The organism is Pseudomonas sp. GW822-FHT06B12, assembly GCF_058799675.1.
In genome coordinates this window covers 20,615-44,865 of sequence record NZ_JBXALR010000019.1, presented here as the reverse complement: position 1 = coordinate 44,865, position 24,251 = coordinate 20,615, and the positions used below count along the sequence as shown (strand labels likewise).

Annotated in this window: 27 protein-coding genes; 16 read left to right on the top strand and 11 right to left on the bottom strand. The window is 59.7% G+C overall.

The window, feature by feature from the left end:
* The first annotated feature begins 128 nt into the window (after positions 1–128).
* From AC1RKH_RS27580 to AC1RKH_RS27565, 4 genes are read left to right on the top strand one after another with little or no spacing between them, the layout of a single operon-like run.
* Entirely contained in the window at positions 129–437 is a 309-nt protein-coding gene (locus AC1RKH_RS27580) for a BufA1 family periplasmic bufferin-type metallophore (protein WP_493063384.1), read from the top strand.
* A 22-nt stretch (positions 438–459) separates the two neighbouring features.
* Positions 460–1,353: an MNIO family bufferin maturase gene (gene bufB, locus AC1RKH_RS27575; protein ID WP_493063383.1), complete on the top strand. Its 894-nt coding sequence runs from the start codon at positions 460–462 to the stop codon at positions 1,351–1,353.
* Positions 1,350–2,123: an HvfC/BufC family peptide modification chaperone gene (locus AC1RKH_RS27570; RefSeq protein ID WP_493063382.1), complete on the top strand. Its 774-nt coding sequence runs from the start codon at positions 1,350–1,352 to the stop codon at positions 2,121–2,123. The genes bufB and AC1RKH_RS27570 overlap by 4 nt, the downstream gene beginning before the upstream one ends.
* A complete protein-coding gene (locus AC1RKH_RS27565) occupies positions 2,120–2,623 on the top strand; it encodes a DoxX family protein (protein ID WP_493063381.1) in 504 nt (167 codons plus the stop codon). Before AC1RKH_RS27570 ends, AC1RKH_RS27565 begins: the two co-directional genes overlap by 4 nt.
* On the opposite strand, the gene AC1RKH_RS27560 is transcribed toward AC1RKH_RS27565, so the two are convergent.
* Positions 2,614–3,528 (bottom strand): LysR family transcriptional regulator, encoded by a 915-nt coding sequence (locus AC1RKH_RS27560; RefSeq protein ID WP_493063380.1) that lies wholly within the window; start codon positions 3,526–3,528, stop codon positions 2,614–2,616. The two genes, AC1RKH_RS27565 and AC1RKH_RS27560, sit on opposite strands and share 10 nt — an antisense overlap.
* Before the next feature lie 104 nt (positions 3,529–3,632).
* Between AC1RKH_RS27560 and AC1RKH_RS27555 the strand changes: the two genes are divergently transcribed.
* From AC1RKH_RS27555 to AC1RKH_RS27545, 3 genes are all read left to right on the top strand, one after another.
* Positions 3,633–4,232 (top strand): short chain dehydrogenase, encoded by a 600-nt coding sequence (locus AC1RKH_RS27555; RefSeq protein WP_493063379.1) that lies wholly within the window; start codon positions 3,633–3,635, stop codon positions 4,230–4,232.
* Positions 4,233–4,394: 162 nt separating this feature from the next.
* Positions 4,395–5,069 (top strand): COG3650 family protein, encoded by a 675-nt coding sequence (locus AC1RKH_RS27550; protein ID WP_493063378.1) that lies wholly within the window; start codon positions 4,395–4,397, stop codon positions 5,067–5,069.
* A 112-nt stretch (positions 5,070–5,181) separates the two neighbouring features.
* Positions 5,182–6,795 (top strand): NAD(P)/FAD-dependent oxidoreductase, encoded by a 1,614-nt coding sequence (locus tag AC1RKH_RS27545; RefSeq protein WP_493063377.1) that lies wholly within the window; start codon positions 5,182–5,184, stop codon positions 6,793–6,795.
* A gap of 123 nt (positions 6,796–6,918) precedes the next feature.
* Here the strand turns inward: AC1RKH_RS27545 and AC1RKH_RS27540 are convergent, their stop codons facing one another.
* Positions 6,919–8,013 (bottom strand): PLP-dependent cysteine synthase family protein, encoded by a 1,095-nt coding sequence (locus AC1RKH_RS27540; RefSeq protein WP_493063376.1) that lies wholly within the window; start codon positions 8,011–8,013, stop codon positions 6,919–6,921.
* 283 nt (positions 8,014–8,296) lie between these two features.
* Between AC1RKH_RS27540 and nhaA the strand changes: the two genes are divergently transcribed.
* The 3 genes from nhaA to AC1RKH_RS27525 all read left to right on the top strand — a co-directional run bounded on the left by nhaA (position 8,297) and on the right by AC1RKH_RS27525 (position 11,017).
* The gene (gene nhaA, locus AC1RKH_RS27535; RefSeq protein WP_493063375.1) at positions 8,297–9,484 is read left to right on the top strand and encodes a Na+/H+ antiporter NhaA; all 1,188 of its coding nucleotides are present in this window, start codon (positions 8,297–8,299) and stop codon (positions 9,482–9,484) included.
* Between the two features lie 121 nt (positions 9,485–9,605).
* Positions 9,606–10,790: a colicin E3/pyocin S6 family cytotoxin gene (locus AC1RKH_RS27530; RefSeq protein WP_493063374.1), complete on the top strand. Its 1,185-nt coding sequence runs from the start codon at positions 9,606–9,608 to the stop codon at positions 10,788–10,790.
* Positions 10,787–11,017 (top strand): DUF7683 domain-containing protein, encoded by a 231-nt coding sequence (locus tag AC1RKH_RS27525; protein ID WP_493063373.1) that lies wholly within the window; start codon positions 10,787–10,789, stop codon positions 11,015–11,017. The genes AC1RKH_RS27530 and AC1RKH_RS27525 overlap by 4 nt, the downstream gene beginning before the upstream one ends.
* Before the next feature lie 75 nt (positions 11,018–11,092).
* On the opposite strand, the gene AC1RKH_RS27520 is transcribed toward AC1RKH_RS27525, so the two are convergent.
* Complete coding sequence (locus AC1RKH_RS27520; protein WP_123428311.1) at positions 11,093–11,557, bottom strand: outer membrane lipoprotein; 465 nt, start codon at positions 11,555–11,557, stop codon at positions 11,093–11,095.
* Positions 11,558–11,725: 168 nt separating this feature from the next.
* Between AC1RKH_RS27520 and AC1RKH_RS27515 the strand changes: the two genes are divergently transcribed.
* Positions 11,726–11,962: a hypothetical protein gene (locus AC1RKH_RS27515; protein ID WP_123428313.1), complete on the top strand. Its 237-nt coding sequence runs from the start codon at positions 11,726–11,728 to the stop codon at positions 11,960–11,962.
* A 5-nt stretch (positions 11,963–11,967) separates the two neighbouring features.
* On the opposite strand, the gene pdxH is transcribed toward AC1RKH_RS27515, so the two are convergent.
* From pdxH to dinG, 5 genes are all read right to left on the bottom strand, one after another.
* Positions 11,968–12,615 carry a pyridoxamine 5'-phosphate oxidase gene (gene pdxH, locus AC1RKH_RS27510; protein WP_493063372.1) on the bottom strand — a complete coding sequence of 216 codons (648 nt, stop codon included), beginning with the start codon at positions 12,613–12,615 and terminating at the stop codon, positions 11,968–11,970.
* A gap of 40 nt (positions 12,616–12,655) precedes the next feature.
* Positions 12,656–13,702, bottom strand: coding sequence for an OmpA family protein (locus AC1RKH_RS27505; RefSeq protein ID WP_493063371.1), 1,047 nt, complete (start codon positions 13,700–13,702; stop codon positions 12,656–12,658).
* Between the two features lie 144 nt (positions 13,703–13,846).
* On the bottom strand, positions 13,847–14,992 hold the full coding sequence (locus tag AC1RKH_RS27500) for a serine hydrolase domain-containing protein (RefSeq protein ID WP_493063501.1): 1,146 nt from the start codon (positions 14,990–14,992) through the stop codon (positions 13,847–13,849).
* Between the two features lie 138 nt (positions 14,993–15,130).
* On the bottom strand, positions 15,131–17,506 hold the full coding sequence (locus AC1RKH_RS27495) for a beta-agarase (RefSeq protein ID WP_493063370.1): 2,376 nt from the start codon (positions 17,504–17,506) through the stop codon (positions 15,131–15,133).
* 94 nt (positions 17,507–17,600) lie between these two features.
* Positions 17,601–19,745, bottom strand: coding sequence for an ATP-dependent DNA helicase DinG (gene dinG / locus AC1RKH_RS27490; RefSeq protein WP_071551547.1), 2,145 nt, complete (start codon positions 19,743–19,745; stop codon positions 17,601–17,603).
* A gap of 99 nt (positions 19,746–19,844) precedes the next feature.
* On the opposite strand from dinG, the gene AC1RKH_RS27485 reads away from it, so the two are divergent.
* Entirely contained in the window at positions 19,845–20,309 is a 465-nt protein-coding gene (locus AC1RKH_RS27485) for a CopD family protein (RefSeq protein ID WP_493063369.1), read from the top strand.
* Between the two features lie 64 nt (positions 20,310–20,373).
* Here the strand turns inward: AC1RKH_RS27485 and AC1RKH_RS27480 are convergent, their stop codons facing one another.
* Complete coding sequence (locus AC1RKH_RS27480; RefSeq protein WP_493063368.1) at positions 20,374–21,132, bottom strand: collagen-like protein; 759 nt, start codon at positions 21,130–21,132, stop codon at positions 20,374–20,376.
* Positions 21,125–21,403, bottom strand: coding sequence for a DUF1145 domain-containing protein (locus tag AC1RKH_RS27475; RefSeq protein WP_493063367.1), 279 nt, complete (start codon positions 21,401–21,403; stop codon positions 21,125–21,127). Before AC1RKH_RS27475 ends, AC1RKH_RS27480 begins: the two co-directional genes overlap by 8 nt.
* Before the next feature lie 251 nt (positions 21,404–21,654).
* On the opposite strand from AC1RKH_RS27475, the gene AC1RKH_RS27470 reads away from it, so the two are divergent.
* From AC1RKH_RS27470 to AC1RKH_RS27455, 4 genes are all read left to right on the top strand, one after another.
* Entirely contained in the window at positions 21,655–22,152 is a 498-nt protein-coding gene (locus tag AC1RKH_RS27470) for a DUF6231 family protein (RefSeq protein WP_123428330.1), read from the top strand.
* A 4-nt stretch (positions 22,153–22,156) separates the two neighbouring features.
* A complete protein-coding gene (locus AC1RKH_RS27465; protein WP_493063366.1) occupies positions 22,157–22,633 on the top strand; it encodes a YchJ family protein in 477 nt (158 codons plus the stop codon).
* Positions 22,634–22,752: 119 nt separating this feature from the next.
* The gene (locus AC1RKH_RS27460) at positions 22,753–23,238 is read left to right on the top strand and encodes an LEA/WHy family protein (protein ID WP_493063365.1); all 486 of its coding nucleotides are present in this window, start codon (positions 22,753–22,755) and stop codon (positions 23,236–23,238) included.
* Between the two features lie 5 nt (positions 23,239–23,243).
* Positions 23,244–23,453: an SEC-C metal-binding domain-containing protein gene (locus AC1RKH_RS27455; RefSeq protein ID WP_007906737.1), complete on the top strand. Its 210-nt coding sequence runs from the start codon at positions 23,244–23,246 to the stop codon at positions 23,451–23,453.
* 117 nt (positions 23,454–23,570) lie between these two features.
* Here the strand turns inward: AC1RKH_RS27455 and AC1RKH_RS27450 are convergent, their stop codons facing one another.
* The gene (locus tag AC1RKH_RS27450) at positions 23,571–24,128 is read right to left on the bottom strand and encodes a cysteine hydrolase family protein (RefSeq protein WP_493063364.1); all 558 of its coding nucleotides are present in this window, start codon (positions 24,126–24,128) and stop codon (positions 23,571–23,573) included.
* Positions 24,129–24,251: the final 123 nt, after the last annotated feature.

The window sequence follows — 24,251 nt, the reverse complement described above, 5'->3', positions numbered from 1 at the left end:
CGCTCCCACACTTTTTTGTGTGAACCAATTATTTTTTGCCATGCTGTAACGAACCCGAATGCCCCATCTCTACTAGGGTAAGCAAGCACAAACGCTTTCTTGACCACGCCCACAACTGGAGAAACATCATGACCGCTACCACTCGCACCCTGTCCGCCGCCGCCCTCGCCCTGGCCATGGGTTCTGCCCTGAGCATCGCGGCTCTGCCGACCACCGCCCATGCCGCAGCCACCGACATGGAAAAATGCTTTGGCGTCGCCATGAAAGGCAAGAACGATTGCGCCGCAGGCGCAGGCACCACCTGTGCCGGCACCTCGAAAGTCGACTACGAGAGCAATCACTTCAAGCTGGTACCTAAAGGCACTTGCGAGAAGACTCCGAGCCCGACCTCACCGACCGGCTTCGGTCAACTGGCCGCCTACAAAGCCAAGTCGTAACCCCACCTCTGCCTGAGTGTTGATGATGACCACTTCATCGCTGCACAACGTACATCCTCACACTCAGGCGTTGGCATCCGAGCTCCCGCCGCGCGCGGGGCTGGGGCTCAAGACCGGGCACTTCGGTGAAGTACTCGGCACCCGCCCGGACATCGGTTTCTTCGAAGTCCACGCCGAAAACTACATGGTGGCCGGCGGCCCGTTTCATCACTACCTGGGATTGATCCGCGAGCAGTATCCGCTGTCGCTGCATGGCGTCGGCCTGTCGATTGGCGCCGAAGGCCCGTTGGATACCGAGCACCTTGCCCGCCTCGCCAAACTGATCGAACGCTATCAACCCCAGTCCTTTTCCGAACACCTGGCCTGGTCGAGCCACGGCCCGGTGTTTCTCAATGACCTGCTACCGCTGGCCTATGACGAACCGACACTGCAGCGTGTCTGCAAGCACATCGACCAGGTCCAGCACAGTCTGAAACGCCCCATGCTGCTGGAAAACCCGGCGACTTATCTGCAATTCCAGCGCTCCAGCATGGAAGAAGCCAGCTTCATCGCCGAAGTCATTCGCCGTACTGGCTGCGGCTTGCTGCTGGATGTGAACAACGTCTACGTCTCCTGCATCAATCATCAGCGCGATCCGCTGGCCTACCTCGACGCACTGCCGCTGCACGCCGTGGGTGAGATTCATCTGGCCGGATTTGCCGAAGACACCGACAACCTCGGCGATCGCCTGCTGATCGACGATCACGGCGCAGCCATCGATAACGCTGTATGGGCGTTGTACGCGCACGTTCTGGAACGCATCGGCCCGGTGGCCACGTTGATTGAGCGCGACAATCAGATACCTGCATTTTCCGTGCTGCACGCCGAGGCCCGTCAGGCCGATGAGTTGCTGGGTTACACCGGGGTTCGCCAATGAGCACTCAAGCCGATTTCGCCGCCGCCCTGCTTGATCCTCAACGGCCCTGCCCTGACGGGTTGTTCAGCGCCAACGGGGCTGATCCGGATAGCCGTTTCGCGGTGTATCGCAATAACGTGCAGAGTTCGTTGATCAACGCTTTGGCCGACAGTTATCCGGTGGTTTCGCAGTTGGTCGGCGATGAATTCTTCCGGGCCATGGCCCAGTTCCATGTGCGGGATTTCCCACCGACCAGTGCGCTGATCAACGACTACGGCAGCGACTTCGCCAGTTTCATTGAGCACTTTGCACCGGCCGCATCAGTGCCGTATCTCGCGGACGTTGCACGGCTGGAGCGCTTGCGAGTCAGGGCCTATCACGCGGCGGATGCAAGCACCGTCGAACCCGCGCGAATTGCTGCCGCCATGAGCGAGCCCGAAACGCTCGCAGCGCTACACGTTCATTTGCATCCATCAACGTTCACGCTGAACTCGGCGTATGCCGTGGTTGCGCTATGGGCGGCCCATCAGGCTGACGACCCGCCCCGGAACCTTGAGCCGTATCACCCGCAAAGTGCGCTGGTGCTACGCAACGGTCTTGCGGTCGAGGTCTTTGCCATCGATGTCGGCACCACGACCTTCATCCATAGCCTGCACAACAACCGTCCTCTGGGGCAGGCCGTGGCCGATGCCCTGAATGCCGCACCGGCGTTTGACCTGAGCCAGTGCCTGGCGCTGCTGATTGGCCACAACGCCATTACCCGCTTGCATCACGACAAGGAATCGCCATGAACGCGCGCACCGAACAGCCAAACGCCATCGCCCGCCTGATCGAACGGATCATCGAACTTTTCGAGATGATCCCTCACAGCCTGATTGCCTTCGTTGCACGTTTCTCCATTGCGGCGGTGTTCTGGAAGTCCGGCCAGACCAAGGTCGAGGGCTTTGCCGTGGACCTGATTTCCGGGACCTTCGAGCTGGGGATGCCGCGCCTGGCAGACTCGACCATTCCGTTGTTCCAGAGCGAATACCACGTTCCGCTGCTGTCCCCGGAGCTGGCGGCGCACATGGCGGCCTTTGCCGAGCACTGCTTCCCGATCCTGATCCTCGTCGGCTTCGCCACACGCTTCTCGGCCCTGGCGCTACTGGGCATGACCCTGACCATTCAGACCTTTGTCTACCCTGACGCCTACCCGACTCACGGCACCTGGGCGGCGATTCTGTTGTACTTGATGGCCAGAGGTCCGGGCGTGCTGTCGATCGATCAACTGATCGCCAGACGTTATCGTTGAAGCCGATCCAGCGCTTCGCCGCTGCGCTTGAACCAACCTATCAGGTAGTCGGCCAACACCTGCGTGCGTTTGGGCAAACCGCCCTGATATGGGTGCACCAGATACATCGGCATGCTGCGGGTCTGATAGTCGCGCAGCAGCCAGCGCAAACGGCCATCGGCCAGTTCAGCCTGGAGCAAGTAAGAAGGCAGGCGTGCGATTCCCGCATGGGCAAGCGCGGCCTTCTTCAAGAGGTTGTAGTGGTTGCTGGCAAACGGCCCCGAGACCCGCACCCGCAACAGCTCATGTTGCTGGTGATAGAGCCACTCTTCCCGGCCGCTGTAATGACTGTTGAGCAGGCAACGATGATTGATCAGGTCCGCAGGTGTCTGCGGTTCACCAAACTGTTCAAGATACGCCGGGCTGGCGCAGGTCATCTCGTGCCAGGCCAACAGCGGCCTGGCCACCAATCGCTCGTCATTGGCCACTTCTGACCGAATCGCCAGATCGAAACCATCCCGTGACAAGTCGCGGTAACTGTTATTGAGCTCAAGTTCGATCTGCACCTCGGGATACTCCCGGGAAAACTCCAGCAGTAGCCCATCGAAAAAAGTCTCTCCCAACGACACCGGCACCGTCATTCGCACGGGCCCCGCCACATCGTCCTTCAGGCGTGCCAGGGCCTGACGCGCCCGCTCAACCTGAATCACCAGCGCCTGAGCTTGCGGCAACAACGCCGCACCAGCCGCCGTCAGGCTCAGGCGTCGGGTGGTGCGCTGCAACAGCACCACGCTGAAGCGTGCTTCCAACAGGCTGATGCGCTTGGACAGTTGCCCCTTGCTACAGCCCAATTGCTGCGCTGCCAGCGTGAAACTCCCGGCCTCGATCAACACTGCGAACGCCGCCAGATCATCCATTTCGCTCATGGATTGTTTCCATTTGAAAACCAAAGGTTGCCAATTAGCGCGCTTATCAATGAAAAAAACCACACTAAACTGAAACTTAGTCCAACCCATAAAGGAGCAGCACGATGAAAATTCTACTGATTGGCGCCAGCGGTACTGTGGGCTCAGCCATTGATCGAGAACTGGCACCGCGCCACGAAATCATCCGCATTGGTCGCAAGAGCGGTGACTTTCAGGTGGATATCAGTGACAGCAAGTCAATCCGCAAACTGTTCGAACAGACCGGTAGCTTCGATGCGCTGATCTGCGCCGCCGGCAGCGTCAACTTCGTGCCGCTGGCCACCATGACCGAAAAAGACTTCGAGCTGGGTTTGCGGGACAAACTGATGGGTCAGGTCAACCTGCTGCTGATCGGCCGTGAATTCGCCAATGACGGTGCATCATTCACCTTCACCACCGGCATTCTCAGCCACGACCCGATTCGTACCGGCAGCTCGGCAGCCATGGTCAACGGTGCCCTGGACAGCTTCGTTAAAGCGGCGGCGATTGAATTGCCGCGCGGTCTGCGGATCAACTCGGTGAGCCCGAACGTGCTGGTTGAAGCCATGGGCAGCTACGCGCCGTACTTCCGTGGATTCAAACCGGTTCCGGCCGCCGATGTGGCGCTGGCCTACGCGAAAAGTGTCGAAGGCTTGCAGACCGGCCAGACCTACAACGTCGGCTAAGACCAACACGGTTTGTAGGAGCTGCCGCAGGCTGCGATCTTTTAATACCGAAGATCAAAAGATCGCAGCCTGCGGCAGCTCCTACAGAACGCAGATGCATTGCAGGGTTGTGATGAACGGTCAGGCTGAGTAACGTGGCGGCACTTGTCTGGAGACCCAACGATGCGTGCTGCCCGTTCCCTGATGTTTGTCGCCCTGCTTCCTGTATTCGCCGGTTGCCAGCTGCTGCAGAGCCAGCCTGAGAAACCGTCCACGGCGGGCCAGACCCGCATGCAGGGCGAACTCAGCATGGCCAACGGCAAGCTGATGTTTCAGCCGTGCCAGGAAAACAAGCTGTATGTCGTCAATGACGCCGGCAGCACCAGCATCCTGCAGGAAGCCGCAACACTGGCGGGCGCACAGCACAAGATTTTCGCCGATGTGCGTGGTCGGGTTGCCGCTGGCAAATCCTCCGACACTGCTGCCCAGTTCGACGTACAGCAGTTATACCGCGTCGAACGTTCGGGCACGGCCTGTGAAGACCCCAACTTCCAGCGGCTGATCCTGCGCGCCAGCGGCAACACGCCTGACTGGAACGTCAAGGTCAACACCAAGGGCATGGTGGTCGAGCGCGCCGGCCAGCCAGCGCTGGCTTTGCCGTTTTTGGAAGAACAACTCGGTGACGGGCGTTTCAGCCTCAGTAGCGAAGCCAATGACCAACACGTTGAACTCTGGATCGCGCCACAACGCTGCGTCGACAGCACCCGTGGCAGCGTTCAATTCATGAGCGCCGAACTGCGGGTCAACGGCCAGGTACAACGTGGCTGCGCGTATTTCGGCGGTTCACGTAACGACTGATTCGACAGGATGCTGTTTTAGCCTCACCGGAACGGGCCGTTGAGGCTTATAATCGCCGGTTTGTGAAACGCCTTTGGCGCAGTTGTGCGCCCCCCGCGAACCGGATCCCGTCATGTTACGAATCACCGAACTCAAGTTGCCGATCGACCATCCCGAAGAAGACCTGCGGCCTGCCATCGTGCAGCGCCTGGGCATCGCCAGTGATGACCTGCTCGACTTCACCTTGTTCAAGCGCAGCTACGATGCGCGCAAAAAATCTTCCGAACTGTGCTTCATCTACACCATCGACCTCAGCGTGCGCGACGAGGCGAAGTTGCTGCACACGTTCGCCGACGACCGTAACGTCAATGCGGCACCGGATGTCAGCTACAAGGTCGTTGGCCAGGCCCCGACGGATTTGAGCCAACGGCCGATCGTGGTCGGTTTCGGCCCGTGCGGGATTTTCGCCGGGCTGCTGCTGGCGCAAATGGGCTTCAAGCCGATCATTCTCGAGCGCGGCACGGAAGTACGTCAGCGCACCAAAGACACCTGGGGGCTGTGGCGCAAAAGCGTGCTGAATCCTGAGTCCAACGTGCAATTCGGTGAAGGCGGCGCAGGGACATTCTCTGACGGCAAGCTGTACAGCCAGATCAAGGACCCCAAGCACCACGGCCGCAAAGTCCTGCACGAGTTCGTCAAGGCCGGTGCGCCGGAAGAGATCCTCTACGTCAGCAAGCCGCACATCGGTACGTTCCGTCTGACCGGCGTCGTCGAAAACATGCGTGAGCAGATTCGTGCGCTGGGCGGTGAAGTACGCTTCCAGCAACGCGTCACCGACGTACTGATCGAAGACGGTCAACTGACCGGTATCGAGCTCGCCAGCGGCGAACAGATTCACTCGAAACACGTGATCCTCGCCCTCGGCCACAGCGCCCGCGATACCTTCCGCATGCTCCACGGTCGTGGCGTGTTCATGGAAGCCAAGCCGTTTTCGGTGGGTTTCCGTATCGAACACCCGCAATCGCTGATCGACAGCGCGCGCCTGGGCAAATACGCCGGTCACCCGAAACTCGGTGCCGCCGACTACAAACTGGTGCACCACGCCAAGAATGGTCGCTCGGTCTACAGCTTCTGCATGTGCCCGGGCGGCACCGTGGTGGCGGCGACTTCCGAGCCAAACCGTGTGGTCACCAACGGCATGAGCCAGTACTCGCGTAACGAACGTAACGCGAACTCCGGGATTGTTGTGGGCATCACCCCGGAAGTCGACTATCCGGGCGGCCCGCTGGCCGGGATCGAGTTGCAGGAGCGTCTGGAGTCCCACGCCTTTGTGCTGGGAGGCAGCAACTACGAAGCACCGGCGCAACTGGTCGGTGATTTCATCGCAGGCAAGCCGTCGACAGCCTTGGGCAGCGTCGAACCGTCCTACAAACCCGGGGTTGCGCTGGGTGATCTGGCGCTGGCCTTGCCGGCGTTTGCCATCGACGCCATTCGTGAAGCCTTGCCAGCCTTCGAGAAGCAGATCCGCGGCTACTCGCTGCACGACGCGGTGCTGACCGGGATCGAGACCCGCACCTCTTCGCCGCTGCGCATTACCCGTAACGAGTCGATGCAGAGCCTGAACGTCAAAGGCCTGTTCCCGGCGGGTGAAGGCGCCGGTTATGCCGGTGGGATTCTGTCGGCGGGTGTCGACGGGATTCGTATTGCCGAAGCCGTAGCGCGGGATATGCTCGGTATCGAGGCCTGACCGAAACCCTGTGGGAGCGAGCTTGCTCGCGATGACGGATTAACATTCAACAGAGATGTTGACTGATCCGCCGCTATCGCGAGCAAGCTCGCTCCCACAGGAATGTTCAGCGTCTGAGCGGTTTCAGATGTTTGCGCGCAACACGCTGGCCGGCAGCGGCTCGCCGCGTTCGACACTGGCCGCAACGGCCGCGATCAGACCACTCAACTCATACCCCTGAGCCTTCAGCCAGTCCTGATCGTAATAGGTGGTCGCGTAGCGTTCGCCGCTATCACACAGAATTGCCACGATCGAACCACTCTCCCCCGCTGCAATCATCTGCTGGGCAGCCATCAGGGCCCCGATCAGATTGGTCCCGCTGGAACCGCCCACGTGCCGGCCCAGACGCTGAGCCAGGTAATGCATGGCCGCCAGCGACAGCGCGTCCGGCACCTTGACCATCGCATCGATGACCTTCGGCAAGAACGATGCCTCGACCCGCGGCCGGCCAATGCCTTCGATCCGCGAACCGCAGTCCAGACGCAAGCTCGCATCGCCGGTCTGGTAGTACTCGAAGAACACCGAACGCTCGGCATCGGCGCACAGCACGCGGGTGGAATGCTGGCGATAACGCACGTAGCGCCCCAAGGTCGCGGTGGTGCCGCCGGTTCCAGGGCTGGAAATCAGCCAGCTCGGTTCAGGATGACGTTCGAAACGCATTTGCTGAAAAATCGATTCGGCAATGTTGTTGTTGGCTCGCCAGTCTGTGGCGCGTTCGGCATAGGTGAACTGGTCGATGAAATGACCATCATGCTCCCGGGCCAGACGCTCGGACTCGGCGTAGATCTGCGTCGGATCCTGCACCAGATGGCTTTTGCCGCCGTAGAACTCGATTTGCGCAATTTTTTCCCGGGAGGTCGTGGCCGGCATCACAGCAATGAACGGCAAACCGAGCAAGCGGGCGAAATACGCTTCGGAAATCGCCGTCGAACCGCTGGACGCCTCGATCACCGGCGCTCCCGGCTTGAGCCAGCCGTTACACAGCGCATAGAGAAACAACGAACGCGCCAGTCGATGTTTGAGGCTACCGGTGGGGTGACTGGATTCATCCTTGAAGTACAACTCGATGCCCGGCAATCCCGGCAGCGGCAAAGGAATCAGGTGCGTATCGGCGCTGCGCTGGAAGTCGGCTTCAATGATCCGGATGGCTTCGCGGGCCCACTGACGGTTGTCGCTCATGGTCTTTTTCTCGTTGAATCGATTAGGCGTAAGGAAACCTGGCGGTGACAACAGGCAACGGATTGACCTTGTCGAAAGGCTCAATCAGTAAGCTTAGGAAAAAACCTGCATAACGCACAGGTACAGCTGAGGCTCAATACGCCAGTCAACTGCTAGGCTCAGTCCAAGTCCGGCAGTCATCGTTGTAACGGCATATAACAAAAAAGAATATAACTTTTGTTTTAACAACTAACCGTACGGGTTAGGGTGGTCCACCTTTTGAATCGATAGATGGAGAGCGACCTTGCCTCTGCGTAGCACTTTCACGCGTTTCTTTCAGTTGGAAGCTGCCAGCGGTCTGTTATTGATTGCCGCCGCAGCTCTTGCCCTGATCATCAACAACTCACCGCTGTCCTGGCTCTACAACGGCCTGCTGGACACTCCCGTGGTCGCCCAGATCGGCGCCCTGAAAATCGCCAAGCCCCTGTTGTTATGGATCAACGACGGTCTGATGGCGATGTTTTTCCTGCTGATCGGTCTTGAGGTCAAACGCGAGATCCTTGAAGGCCATCTGTCCAAACCGTCGCAGATCGTCCTGCCGGGTGCGGCGGCCATCGGCGGCATGGTCGTGCCGGCGCTGATCTACTGGTTCCTCAACAAGGACAACCCACCAGCCCTGAGCGGCTGGGCGATCCCGATGGCTACTGACATCGCTTTTGCACTGGGCGTGCTCGCCTTGCTGGGCAAGCGTGTGCCCGTCTCGCTGAAGCTGTTTTTGATGACCCTGGCAATCATCGATGACCTGGGTGCAATCATCGTCATCGCGATCTTCTACTCGGGCGCACTGTCGACCTTGTCGCTGATGCTGGCCGCCGCCTGCATTGTCGCACTGGTGGCGATGAACCGCCTCGGCGTGGTCAAGCTCGGGCCGTACATGATCATCGGCCTGATCCTCTGGGTCTGCGTGCTCAAGAGCGGTGTCCACGCCACATTGGCTGGTGTAACCCTGGCGTTCTGTATCCCGTTACGTACCCGGAATGCCGAGCCTTCGCCGCTGCTGACCCTGGAGCACGCGCTGCATCCGTGGGTAGCCTTCGGCATCCTGCCGCTGTTTGCCTTTGCCAACGCCGGCCTGTCGCTGACCGGCGTGACTGTCGAAAGCTTCACTCACCACGTACCAATGGGTATCGCCATCGGCCTGCTGCTGGGCAAGACCGTCGGTGTCTTCGGCCTGACCTGGCTGGCCATCAAAACAGGTATCGCGGCCCTTCCCGCTGGCGCCAATTGGGGTCAGGTACTCGGTGTGGCGGTTCTCTGCGGTATCGGCTTCACCATGAGCCTGTTTGTCGGTTCCCTGGCCTTTGTACCGGGCAGCAGCGAATACGCCGGCATGGACCGCATGGGCATCCTCACCGGTTCGATCCTCGCCGCATTGATCGGCTACGCCTTGATGGCTGGGGCCAGCCGCAAGAACGCGGCGCTCACCTCTTAATCACCAAAGACAGAACCCGGGCACATTCAAGACTAGTCCTACAGCCACGATCAGCCACGTTCGATAACGTCGTGCAGCCCTTCACAGGGCTGCCGATGGACAAACCGAGCAAGGACAATCAGTGGCTGTTAACAAGGACATTCCCAAGGTTCGAAATCCACCATCAGGCGATGGACACCACGTCACCGAACGGTATATGACGGCCACCGAGCTGGCAGACCGTGATGCACGACAAAAATCCTACGACGACATGCTCGCAAGGCAAGCAGCCTTCGAACGGGGTCGTCAAGACTCTGTAAAAAAACTCAATCCGGTCCGCGCAGGATGCGTCTTCGCCAAGTCCTGCAAGCTACCGAATGCCATCATCGACTACTCGAATCCTTCGGGAATGGTGCCCACCGACAGCCTGAAAGACTACGGCGAGCTGATCCTTCTCGGCGCGCGCGAGGCGGATGAATCCGGCCGGGTACCTCTTCAGAAAATCAGTGGCGGAGCAATACCAGCCGGCATTGGCAGCCTGGCCCTTGGTGGCTCTGCTTTTGGTTCCGTATCGGTAGCAACTGGCGGTGTCGTTGCCGGCGCACTGGCCGGGTTAGTGGCGTTGGTCTGGCCATCAAACCTCGGTGACAGCTCGCTTTACACCGAAGATCAGTTACTCGGCCTCAAACAGGCCCGCACCCGGGTTCGTCTGCGCGTCGAGCAACAAGCCGACGGCAGCCTCAAGGGTTACGGTTTTTACACCGGCAAGAACCGCGACTGGGAAATGGTCGATGTCGTGCAGTTCAAACTGCATGGCTCTCAGCAGGTCGCCGACCTGGGCGATGGTATAGAGCTGATCTGGACCCCCGCCATGGATCCCTCGGACATCCTTGGCATCCCGGCCCTGGAAGCCGCGCCCCAGGCACCGCACATCTGGGTCTACCCGCCAACACCCGCCGCCGACAGCATCATCGTCGACCCGGTATATCCGCCTGAGTACAAGGACTTCATTCTTGTGTTCCCGGCGGATTCGGGGGTGTTGCCGGTTTATATTGTGGTGAGTGTTAATGACCATAAATATCATCCTGCGCCGGGAGGCCTTACGGCTTTTCCTGATGCAACAAAAGCGACGCGTAAGACTCCGGTGAAAGGCGGCGGTGGACTTCGAAAACGGTGGAAAACCCCTAAAGGGATAATTTATGAATGGGACTCGCAACACGGGACTGTCGAAATGTATGACAAGCGAGGGAAGCACCTCGGTGAATATGACCCGATGACAGGGAAACAGACTAAACCCGTGGATAGCACAAGGAGTGTTGAACCATGATTTATCTCGTAGAAGCTTACGACAAAGTAACGGAGCTTCTGGTTTTCGAGGAAGAACTACCGAAGGGATGCGATGAACAGCTAAGAGCAATTATGGGCTGGACTACAGATCAACAAGGTTGGGAGGGATACGACCTTTCGAGCTCTCAGCTTTCAGCCATAGAGGAAATACTGGGTAAGAAGATCTGCGACCCAGCGTACCTCTATCAACTCAGCTGTAATGTGTAGTCCATAAAATTCCAGCCAAAAACACAAAACCCCGACCAGTTACCTGATCGGGGTTTTGCTTTAACCGCGTAAAACTCAGTGTGAAACGCGGCTGGTGCCACCAACAGTGGAAATGCGCACACGTTCGCCAACACGGAATACTTCGTTTGGCTGAACCTCTTGAACGTAGGCGCGCATGCTGCCGTCGTCTTCGCGCACGGTGATTTCCACGCCTTGGGTACGGGTCGCGCCCTCTTCGATGGCAGAACCCGCCAGACCGCCGGCCACTGCGCCGATCACCGCAGCGACGATGCTGCCTTTGCCACCACCCACGGAGCTACCGGCAACGCCGCCAACGACCGCACCGGCTGCGCCGCCGATCGGGGTTTTGGTGCCTTCGATTTTCACCGGACGCAGGGATTCGATGGTACCCATACGGATCGTCTGCACCCGACGTGCTTCGTCACGGGAGTAGGAGTCACCGGTCAGGCTCGATTGGCAACCAGTGAGCAACATCGCCATCGTAGAAAAAGAAGCAACCAGCAAAACAGACTTACGCATAGCATCAACTCCAAAGGACAGGTATTCATTAAACTCCGCAGCTTGACGCCTGTCACGGCACCGCCCGGATAAAATTGGTTTGATTCAGGTGCAGTACAGTCGCACTTGAGAACTCATCACACAGTAGCGCCAAATTACAGAACCTGCGCCACCGCCCCAAGGATTTCCATGGATTACTTTATCATTGTCGTCACTACCGTTGCCGGACTGTACTTCCATTGGTGGCTGTACGTGCGGATCAAACGCTGGATGGACCGTGATCTGGCGCTGGCACTTGCCGGCAATGATGAGCGGAAAAAGGCATTCATGCTGCAACAACTGGCCAGTGCCCGGCAGCAGAATATCAAACGCAGGGACCTGCCACAGTGGCTGGAGGCGGCTGCTGCCGCCTACCCCACTGTGTAACCGGTTTACGGCGCCAGACGCTCGCGACTCCAGTCGGCGCCTTGCAGACGATAGTTCAGACGGTCATGCAAACGGCTCGCTCGACCTTGCCAGAACTCGATGCGTTCTGGCAGCAAACGATAGCCGCCCCAGTGTTCAGGGCAATGCGGCTGACTATCGCTAAAGCGCTGCTCGGTAGTCTTGAGCAACCCTTCCAGCTCGGCACGATCGGCAATTACCTGACTCTGCGGTGACGCCCAGGCCCCCAGGCGACTGCCCAAAGGCCGCACCTGGAAATAGGCATCGGATTCTTGCGGCGTGACCCTCACCACCCGTCCTTCAATGCGCACCTGGCGTTCCAGGGTCGGCCAGAAGAAGGTCATGGCAGCAAACGGATTTGCCGCCAGTTGCTGACCCTTGGCACTGTCGTAGTTGGTGAAGAAGGTAAATCCCTGCTCATCAAGCCCCTTGAGCAACAGGATCCGGCAATGCGGGCGACCGTCCGGATCAACAGTGGCCAGGGTCATGGCATTGGCCTCGACCGGAGGTTGTTCGGTTTTCACCGCTTCGGCGAACCACTGATGAAACAGCGCGAATGGCTCGGCCGGGGCGTGAGCCTCGGTCAAACCATCGCGAGTGTAATCACGACGCATATCGGCCAGAGCCCGGGTCATGGCGTTTTCCTTGTGCTTGATCAATCAGTTCCTGGCCTGATTACTGGCCGCTGGTGCTTTTTGCCGCTGTATCCGCTTTGTCTGCAGCAGGCTTTTTGGCCGGATGTTTTTTGGCTGGCGCTTTTTTCGCCGGAGCCTTTTTCGAGGCGGCGCCTTTCTTCTTCGAAGTCGCTTTTTTCTCGGTCGCGGCCGGTGCTGCCGGCTTCGCGGCCTGCGCTGCAACCACTTCCACCGGTGGTGGGGTCGGCTGGCTGTACTTGTTCAGCAATGCCAGCATGGTGGTGCGCGGGGTCAGCATGATTTCCACACGACGGTTCAAGGCACGGCCCTGGGCACTGTCGTTCGCGGCACGCGGCATCAAGTCACCCATACCACGCAACATCAGACGATCACGCTTCAAGCCACTGAGACTGAAGATCGACGCAACGGAAGTCGCACGGTCCTTGCTCAGCTGTTGAGTCTCAGACGCTGTGCCCGTAGTGTCGCCGTGGCCGAGTACCAGGATGGAAGTCTGGGGGTCATTCTCAACCAGCTTGGCGATCTTGGTGAACTGACCCAAGGCCGACGGCAGCAACATCGCTGGACGTTTCGGGTTGAAAGAGTCATCCACCGGCACGACCACCACCAGCACGCTCTCGCGACGTTCCACTGTCGAGTGGCCGTCCTGGACCGCAGCCCGCAAGCCTGGCTCGTGGCTGTCCAGCCAGGCCTGGGTGATTTTCGGATCAGGCATTGGCACGTCTTTGATATCGGCCTTGGTTATGGCCTTTGGCTGGTCGCCGAACGGCCACCACCATTTGCTTTCGCTATCGGCTTTGGCGGCTGCGGCAGCTGAGGAGCCTGGAACTGCAGCCGGGGTAGCTGGCGCAGTAGCACTTGCGGTCGATTTGGCCTTGGCGGCGGCAGCGGCTTCAGCCGCCTTGGCATCCGGTTTAACGTCCGGTTTGGTGGCGTCTTTGCTCGCCACCTTGTCCGAACCGGAACCGAATGACCACCAGTGGCCACCGTCGGCATCATTTTGTGGGGTCTGTGCGCAACCGGTAATGCTGAGACACAGGGCCAAGGCTAGAGATTTGTTCGGTGACATGGGGGATATCCACAAAATGAGATAGAAAGCTGTGGGTCACTACGACCCGTATAAAACAGACGCTATGAAACTATAGAAGCCACAGGGTTCCGTCCTGCGACCATTGGGCAAGTTTTTTTCGAAAAAATGCCTTACAGCCACCCTTTACAGACAAGCGGCCAAAACCCGCACAAGCTTCTGCGCACGCGGATCCATCAACACGTATGGCCCAAGGGTATTGGTCACAAAACCGAAGGCCACATCGTGTTCCGGGTCAGCGAAACCGATGGAGCCGCCAGCACCCGGATGACCAAACGCTCGAGGGCCGAGGCCAAAGGTTGCGTTGGGTACGTCCGGTTGATCGAGCATGCAACCCAGACCGAAACGGGTCCGGGTCAGTAAAGTCTTGTCTTCGCCCAGGCTGTGCTCGCGAGTCAGTTCCTGAAGCATTTCACTTTCAAGCAGGCTGCCATCGAGCAGGCCGCTGTAAAACCCGGCCAGGCTGCGAGCATTACCGTGGCCATTCGCCGCCGGCTGTTGCATTCGACGCCATTCGGGCTTGTTAGTGCTGGTCATGATCGACGGCGGGTTGGTAAAAGCCCGAGTGGTCATGGCCGTCGGTTCACGCAGGGTTACTTGCAGCAAGCGCTGCGCCGCCGCATCGCCGACATTGCCCTTGCCGCGCGCAATGTGCGCCACGCGATGAAACTCTTCATCCGCCAGGCCGACATGGAAATCCAGCCCCAGCGGCCGTGCAACACGTGCCACGATCGACTCGCCCGGACCACGGCCATCGGCGCGACGCAGCAACTCCCCGACCAGCCAGCCATAGGTGATCGCCGCATAACCATGGCCTTCGCCCGGCGTCCACCAAGGGGCTTCGGCGGCTAGCGCATCAACCATGGTTTGCCAGTTGTAGAGGGCCTCGGGCGGCAGCAACTCGCGCAAGGCCGGCAGACCGGCCTGATGGCAGAGCAACTGGCGCAAGGTGACCGCGTCCTTGCCGGCAGCGGCGAACTCCGGCCAGTACCTGGCGACTGGTGCGTCGAGCTGCAACTTGCCTTCGGCGACCAGTTGCAGAGCGGTGACGGCAGTAAACGTCTTGGTGCAGGAGAACAGGTTGGCGATAGTATCGCTGTGCCAGGCCTCGCGACCGTCCTTGTCGGCGGTACCGCCCCAGAGGTCGACGACGGTTTCGCCACCGATTTGAATGCACAATGCCGCGCCGCGTTCCTGGGGATCGTCGAAGAGCGCAGCGAAGGCTTCGCGCACGGCTTCGAATTTAAGCTCGTAATGACCCTGAATCAGCACCCGTAACTCTCCAGAAAAACGTTTCGACACAATGACCTGCATTGTTCCAGCCCTTGAGGGATTTGGGAACAGGGGCGGGCTCGGCGGTTGCCCTTATCGTTGATCGGTCAACGATCAAAAGATCGGAGGCTGCGGGCTTTAATGGCCATTACCGGAATGCCCACCCGTATGGCCTGCACCCTTGCTGTCGTGGCCTTTTTTCCCTCCAGCGTCGTCATGACTGGCACTGTCGGCTTTATCGGCTGCAGCCTTGGCCTTCTCGGCTGCTTTGCCGAGCTGGTCGACGGCCTGCAAGTTGGCCTTGCGCACACTCTCGACAAAGCCCTGGAACGGCAGATCGGTGATCCCGACCAGACCGAAATGACCGTTTTCACCGTCCAGCAGACGGCCGGTCACCGGTTGATCGAGGTACTGGAACCAATGCACGCCGACAATCGACGGCTCACTCACCGCTTGCTTGACGAAATTGGCGTAGGCCGGCCCACGGTCCTCTTCCTTGGCCAGTTCCGTCACACCGCCCCAGAACGGGCCGCGATCGCGCGAGCCGAAGTTGAATTCGGTGATCAGCACCGGTTTGTCCAACGCCTGTAGCTTGGCGAAGTCATAACCGTCCTGAGGTTTGAGCGTGTACAGGTTGAAGCTCAGGACGTCGCAATACTGCGCGCAGGACTCGACAGCCTCAGGCGTGCTGATGGCAAACCGGCCACCCAGCAGCAGGTGGTTGGGCGCGTGCCATTTCAGCGAATCGGCAATGGTCTTGAAGTAGGTATCGGCGAAGACTTTCTGGAAATATTTGAAGTCGGCTTCGATCTCCGGGTGCTCAGGACTTGGCAGCGGCGGCACGAAGCCCGGGTCCTCCATCAATTCCCAGGCTGGCAGATCAATGCCCCAGGCTTTCGACAGCCCTTCCTGGTTACGGTACTTGTCGCGCAATTGCTTGAGGAACGCCCGTTTGGCCGGCACGTCGGTGGTCATTTTCAAAGTGCCGTACGCCAACGCATAACGGGCCTTCGGGTCATCGCCGGGACCGGCCCAGGCCAGTTCGTTATCGGCGAAGTAACCGATCAGCCATGGGTCGTCGCGGTGGTCGCGTGCAGCAATGGCCACGGCACGTTCGGTGGCCATGGCGAAGCGCGGGTCGAACGGATCGGGCATACCACCCCACCAGTCGGTGCCGGTGCTGATGCTCGCGTAATCGCCAACGATGGACAGCGGCAAGGTGTACGGCACACGGTCATTCAGGCCCAATGCCGGGGCGCTCCAGTCGCCGATGGTATTGAAACCCCAGGCTTGCAGGCGGTCGAGGGTATGGCTGGTCCAGCGTTTTTCGTCGAACGTATGGGACGCACATGGTGTTGCAGCGGTGTCGGCCTTGGCTTCGTCCGCCTTGGTTTCACTCACCACCGCACACGGTTGACCATAGGTGCGTTGCAGGTTGGCGCCATAGAAGTCATACCAGCGGCCGGCGTTGGATCCACGTCCCTGATCGGCACCATTGCCACCGCGGTTGTCACCTTCACCGTAATGGCTGGCCAATGGCTCGTTGTTGTCGGGCAACGACTCGAACATCGCTTCGCGCCCGGCGACATAGGTCTGGCTGGCGTCGGCGGTGACCGCATTGACCCCCAACGAATAGAACGGGTGACCTTCCGGCGTCACCAGATACCAGCGACCATCACGTTTTTCAGTGCGGAAGAAGCCACTGGCCTTGAACGCCGGGCCTTTGTTCCAGCCGCCGAACTTGTCCAGGGACGAGCGCTCGCGTTCGGCCAGCCAGGTTTTCAGTTGCTGTTGTTCTTTATTCGCTGCCGCTTTGAGCTGCTCGTCGCTGGCGACTTTTTCCGGCCATTTCGCACGAGTGGACTGACCATAAGCGTCCACTAACGAGCCGTAGACGGCGTTGAATACCGCCTCGCCGTCCTGCACGCCAAAGCGCTCAAGCATGATGCTCTGGGCGACTTTTGGCTGATCCATCGACAACGTGACCGACACCACCTGGCTACGATCCAGTTCACCCGCGCTGCTGGTCAGCAATACGCGCTGGCCTTCGACAGTCATCGGCATCGGCGGCCCGGCTTTCATGCCCTGGCTCAGCGGCGAACTCGGTGTCAGCGGCACCAGCAAGGTTTGCGCAGGGCCGGCCGGCAGATCGATGCGGCTGACCAGGGTCTTGCCGTCGTTGCTCTGAATTTTCACGTAGAGCGTCACCGCCCAGTTCATCGCGCTCTGGATCCGCAAGCTCATGACACCCGACTGCGACCAGTCCCAGGCGCCGGTTTGCGGGGTCAGGCGCAGATTCGGTTGCGTCGCCGGATTAAAGGTCACCCGACGCAGCACTTCACCCTCAGCTGTTTGCTCTGCATTGGATTGCGGCAGGCTGGCGTCCTGAGTCGCCACCTGGACCACATCGGCGGGCCGGACAAAGTTGAACAGCGTCTGTTGTCCGGCCGGAGCCGCCAGCAGTGGCGCAGCGAACATCAGGGCAAAAACAGCGGGTAACGAACGGCGAATCATATGAACCAGGTTCTCCCTAACGACCAATTTACGGCCTGTGTGGAATCGGTGACGGGGGATAGACAACGAAGTGGGCGATTTCGCCCACCGTGTCTCAAGATATTTCGCGGCGAAACGGCGGCAGCGCATTGAGGATCGCTTTGCCGTAGCGTTGCGTGACCAGACGCCGGTCAAGCAAGGTGATGGTGCCGCGGTCTTCTTCGGTGCGCAGCAGGCGCCCGCAGGCCTGAACCAGCTTGAGCGAGGCGTCCGGCACAGAGATTTCCATGAACGGATTGCCGCCCCGGGCTTCGATCCATTCAGCCAGCGCGGCTTCGACCGGATCGTCCGGGACCGAGAACGGGATCTTGGCGATCACCACGTGCTCGCAGTAAGCACCCGGCAAGTCGACCCCCTCGGCGAAACTCGCCAGACCGAACAGCACGCTGGAGTCACCGCCATCAACGCGCGCCTTGTGCTTGTTCAGGGTTTCCTGTTTCGACAGGTTGCCTTGAATGAACACTTGCTTGCGCCAGTCACGGTCCAGGCCATCGAACACGTCCTGCATCTGTTTGCGCGAAGAGAACAGCACCAGTGTGCCGCGCGAGCCTTCGACCAGTTCCGGCAAATCACGAATGATCGCCGCGGTGTGGGCTGCCGCGTCCCGCGGATCGGCGCGCAGGTCCGGAACCCGCAGCACGCCAGCGTCGGCATGGTGGAACGGGCTCGGCACCACGGCCGTCACGGCTTTTTTCGGCAGACCGGCGCGCATGCGGAAACGGTCGAAGGTGCCGAGTGCGGTCAAGGTGGCCGAAGTCACCAGCGCACCGTATGCCACATTCCACAGGTTACGTCGGAGCATTTCCGCCGCGAGGATCGGGCTGGCGTTGACCTCGATGTCGAACAGCGAACCACTTTCGGCCAGGGTCAGCCAGCGCGCCATCGGCGGGTTGTCTTCCGGGTCTTCGGCGGTGAATGCAGTCCACAGCTCCCAGTTGCCTTGAGAACGGGACAGCAGGCTGCCAAACAGCGGGTACCATTCTTCGGCCTGATTGCTGGCGATGCCAATGTTGACCTCGCCATCCATGCCTTCCTTGAGCAGCTCGGTGAGCCGGGTAAAGACATCGGTCAGGCGTGAAAAGCCTTTCTTCAGCTCGATACCCATCTCGCGCATATGCTCGGGAATCACCCCGCCGACGAAGCGATGACGCGGCCGCTCACGACCTTCGACGTCTTCGCCGGGCTTGAAATCGGCAACCTGTTCACAGGCGGTGAACATGAACTGCTGCTGGGTCTTGATCTCCCGGGCCAGCTCCGGCACTTGCTCGATCAACTTGCCCAGATCGCCGGGCAGCGGGTGCTGGGCCAGCAATTTGGTGAGGTTCTTGGCCGTCGCTTCCAGCCAGTCGGCGGTGGAACGCAGGCGCGTGTAATGGGCGAAGTGGCCGATCGCCTTGTCTGGCAGGTGATGGCCTTCGTCGAACACGTAAATCGTATCGCGCGGGTCAGGCAGGACGGCGCCGCCGCCCAGCGCCAGGTCGGCCAGGACCATGTCGTGGTTGGTGACGATCACGTCGACCTTGCCCATGCCTTCGCGGGCCTTGTAGAAGGCGCACTGACCGAAGTTGGGGCAATGACGGTTGGTGCACTGGCTGTGATCGGTAGTCAGGCGTGCCCAGTCCGCATCTTCAAGAGCAGTGGACCAACTGTCGCGGTCGCCATCCCACTTATTGCCGGCAAGCTTTTCGATCATGCTGGTAAAAAGCTTCTGGCTGGCCTCATCGACCTCGATCTTGAAGCCTTCTTCTTCGAATAGCTGCGCGGTAGCGGTTTGCGCGTGGCCTTCTTGCAACAGCATGTCGAGCTTGGACAGGCACATGTAGCGGCCACGGCCCTTGGCCAGCGCGAAGCTGAAATTCAGCCCGCTGTTGCGCATCAGGTCCGGCAGGTCCTTGTAGACAATCTGTTCTTGCAGGGCGACGGTCGCGGTGGCGATCACCAGGCGTTTGCCGGCGGCCTTGGCGGTCGGAATCGCCGCCAGGCTGTAGGCCACGGTTTTCCCGGTACCGGTGCCGGCTTCCACCGCGACAATCGCGGGGTCGCCACTGCGCCGGCCTTCGTCGTCGGTGTCGATGTCACCGAGGACCTTGGCAATTTCGGCGATCATCAGGCGTTGGCCGTAGCGCGGCTTGAGGCTCTTGGCTTCGAGAAAACGCGAGTAGGCGCCCTGGATCGTGGTTTTGAGTTCAGTGCTGATCATGGATTGTCGGGCGCAAAAAACGCTGGATAAATTTTCAGTGGTTCGGTTCGGCCGCTATCATACCCCGCTAATTAATCCCGCGCAGAACGGAGTACCCCGATGACACCTTTCGCCTTCATTTATACCCTGCATGTGCTGGCTGCCCTGATCTGGGTCGGCGGCATGTTTTTCGCGTGGATAGTCCTGCGCCCCGCCGCGATGAAGGCACTTGAGGGGCCTGCGCGACTGAAGCTGTGGGTAGAAGTGTTTCAACGTTTTTTTGTCTGGGTCTGGATCGCCGTAGTGATCTTGCCGATCAGTGGCGTCGGGATGATTCATCTGCGCTTCAGCGGTTTTGAAACCGCGCCGCGTTATGTGCAGATCATGATGGGGTTGTATCTGGTGATGACCGCGCTGTTTATTCGCATTCAGGCGCTGAAACTGCCGGAGTTGCGTAACGCAGTGCTGGCCGAGGATTGGCCGACGGGTGCGGCGACCCTGGGCAAGATTCGGCGTCTGGTGGGGATCAACTTGCTGCTGGGGTTGTTGCTGGTGGCGGTAGCTTCGGCTCGGCCGATGTTCTAGAGGTTTCCTCCGTAGCAGCAGGCTTCGCCAGCTGCTACGGATCGTGCTGCCCCCTCGCCAGTGCTTACAACCGCTGCACCGTCACCGCACCTGCTGCTCCGGCAGGGCCTGGCTGGCCTTGCACACCCGCCCGGCCACTCTTGCCGCCGTCGGTACGGTAGACGAAGCAACCTTTGGCCTTGCCGCCCGCACCCGGTTTGCCACCGGCACCGGCCACGCCTCCGGCACCGCCGTCGACCAGCACCTTGATCTGCTGCGCCGGGTAATCACGCGGCAATTCCACACGCACCTGCGCGCCCGGCGCCCCGGCATGACCATCACCGCCGTTGTCGCCATCAGCACCCTGTCCGGCCTGGCCCCATGTACAGCCTGGTTCCTCGCCATTGCCCCCATCGAGCCCGACGTAACCCGGTGCACCCGCACCGCCGCGTGCATCCACTGACAACTCGGGAGCGTTCAGCGAAGCAATCCGCAAATTCAGGCTGCGCCCGGCGCCAGCGGCCTTGAGATAGGTGCCCGGCGCACCTCGCGAGGTGATCTGACTGCCACTGGAAAGCTGCGCACGGTTGATCTTCAGTTGCAGGCTTTGTTCACTCGGGACGATGGCGATCCGCGCCTCGCGCCCCAGACGCAACTCGCCAACGCTCAATTCGGTCACATTGGAGGGGATCAGCAACGTGCCATAGTCGGCGACTTCCAGGCGCTCCAGTTGCAAGGTGCTGGCGGTATTGGGCAAACGCAGCAGCGAGTTGGTTTCGACCGTAACCACTTGGGCCATCGCCAAGGGGCTGATCAAGACGGCCAGCAGGCAGAGTTTACGCATGGCGAACCTCCGCAGCCGAAGGGGTCGCAATGGTTTGCAAATGGAAGATACCGACGACGAGGATCTGCAAGCGATCACGCCACGGATGAGCACGCTCGCTGAGGTTGCGGTGATAGAGCACCAGCTCCACAAGATGGGTCATCAGCAACAGGCTACCGCCCAGATTGACCATTAGATGAAACGGACTGATCAACGGGCTGATCAGATTGACCAGCACCACCAGCCAGAACAACAGGGTCAATCCCTTCCCCAAGCCCCAAAGCACCTTCATGTACGCCCCCGCAGATCATTGTTCTTTGCGCGCACAGTACCGACTTCAACAAGGAATAAGCCAGAGGCCAGCGAAAATTCTTCTGAACGGGCGGTTTAGAGCGTCGCAACTGTCGATCAGCGGCTCATCACCCGTTCGACCCGACGGCTTTTCGCCGCGTATTTACGGCAGATCCCGCCATTGCCTGCAACAGCCCCTAGGCCCGGACGTTCGGGCAGGCTAGTCTTCGCCTATCTGATTGAGGATCTTCGATGACCGCAGGTATTTCTTCGCGCACGCCCCAGCAAGCCCTCGCCGCCTTGCTCGACCGTTATGCGCCACAACGTCTGTTGCTGATCGGCGCCAGCGACTTCCCGGCGCTGGAAGCCTTCAAGCTCGCGCACCCGGATGCCTGCGTCGCTCAGGTCGCACCCGGTCCGCTGCCAGCCGAGTTCGCGGCCCAGCGGTTTGACCTGGCACTGGCACTCGATTGCCTTGAGCATCTGCCCAAACGCGATGGCCTGAACCTGCTCGGCGGGATTCGCAACCTCAACGCCAGCCGCATTGCCGTGCTTGCAGATCTGAAAGCCTGTGGCTGGCAAGAAACCGACTTCTTTTCCCTGGCACTGCAATCCAGCGAACGCTTCCAGCGCGACGAACAGGTCCTGACACTGTTTACCTACGATCTGCTTGACTACAAACAAGTACCCGACTGGCTCAATTCACGGTTCTGGGCCAATCCGGAAAATTTCGGAAAATACTGGTGGTAACACGATGAGTACGTCCATTTGCCCGTGCGGCAGCGGCACCCCGCTGGATGCCTGCTGCGGCCACTACCACGCCGGCCACCCGGCGCCGTGCGCCGAAGCCTTGATGCGTTCGCGCTACAGCGCCTATGTGCTGGGCCTGATCGACTATCTGGTGGCTACCACCCTGCCCGCCCAACAGGCAGGCCTGGATCGCCAGTCGATCAGCGACTGGAGCGCGCAAAGCACCTGGCTCGGCCTTGAAGTGGAAAGTTCCGAGGTGTTCGGCGGCCAGCCCGAACATGCGTTCGTCACCTTCACCGCACGTTGGCACGACAGCACCGGCGAGCACTGCCACCGCGAACGTTCATCCTTTGTGCAAAACGCCGGGCGCTGGTACTTCATCGACCCGACCGTGCAGCTCAAGGCCGGGCGCAATGATGCATGCCCCTGTGCCAGCGGGCAGAAATTCAAGAAATGCTGCGCGAGTTATTTCACTGCTTGAGGTGAGCCCTGAAAGATCGCAGCCTTCGGCAGCTCCTACAGGGGAATGCGTCCGTCGTAGGAGCTGCCGAAGGCTGCGATCTTTTGCGGCTAAACTGGGGTTCAAGGAGAAATACCACCATGACCCATCAGCGGCGCGCCTTACAAATCCTCATCCTGTTCATCGCCCTGAGCCTCGGCGGCTGCGCATCCTGGTTCGCTGACGAGACCCTCGACCCGCAAGTCCATCTGCTCAAAGTCGAAGTCGTGCGCGCCAAACTCCTTGAGCAGAAATTCATGCTGTATTTTCGCGTCGACAACCCCAACGACTCCGACCTGACGGTTCGCGGGCTGGTGTACCGGATTCATTTGAGCGAGTTCCTGCTGGCCGAAGGCGAGTCCAGCAATTGGTTCACCGTCGATCCGAAAAGCAGCAGCTATTTTCAGGTGCCGATTCGTACCAACCTCTGGCAGCACCTGCGCGACGTGGTGAAAATGCTGAAGAAACCCGACCAGCCAATCCCCTATCGTCTGGAAGGGGAGTTGAAAACCGGATTATTGTTCGGCAATGACGTGCACCAGGCCCGATATGGCGAGATAATTCCCGGCGATTTTATTCCGGAGTAACCTCGATGACCCAGCAACCCCATGTCCATGGCCCTGACTGCAATCACGATCATGACCATCACGACCACCATGATCACGACCATGGCCATGTTCACGGCCCGAACTGCGGCCACGCTCACCAGGAGCCAGTACGCAACGCGTTGAAAGACGTTGGCCGCAACGACCCTTGCCCATGCGGCAATGGCAAGAAATTCAAGAAGTGCCACGGCGCTTGATTTTTTAGCTGCACGCATCCCTTTGTTGGAGTGTGGCTTGCCCGCGACAGTCGATAACGCGGTCTGCCTGATGTACCGAGGCGCCCCTTTCGCGGGCAAGCCACGCTCCCACAGGTTTTAATCAGCCATTAAAATATCTGTGGTGCGAACCACCGTCGCATATTCTCCGTGCAGATTGCCCAGCGACATGGCATGCACCTCCTGCGCCGAATGCGCTTTGCCGAAGAAGTCGACCTTGTCGAAGGTGTAGCAGGCGTCTTCCGCCACCCAGGTTTCAAACCCCAGATTGCCCGCCGTACGCGCCGTGGACTCGACCGAGTTGTGGGTCGCCACGCCGACAATGATCAGTTGCTCGATCCCCGCCTCACGCAAACTCGCCGCAAGCGTCGTCCCACTGAACGCATCAGGGACCTGTTTCTGAATCACCTGCTCACCCGATAGCGGTTCGAACCTGACCTGAAACTCGACACCCGACTGCTGCGGCCAGAACACCGACTCTGGCGAGCGGGACAAATGCTGCACATGAATCACTGGCCGCGCCATGCGCCGCCATTCGCTCAGCAACTGTGCCATGTGCTCCTCGGCGTCTGGGTTGTTGCGCGGTCCCAGTTTGGGATGGTGAATGCCTTTTTGCTGATCGATCAGGATAAGCGCTGCGTTGGCCTGAAGTTCCATGGCGAGTTTTCTCTTGCACGAGTCATTGATTTTTCCACACTTGAGCATCACCGCTTTCGATAGGCAAGTCATCGTGATCGCCAATCCCCTCGCCACAGGTACAGCGTCATTTTCTGTGATTTA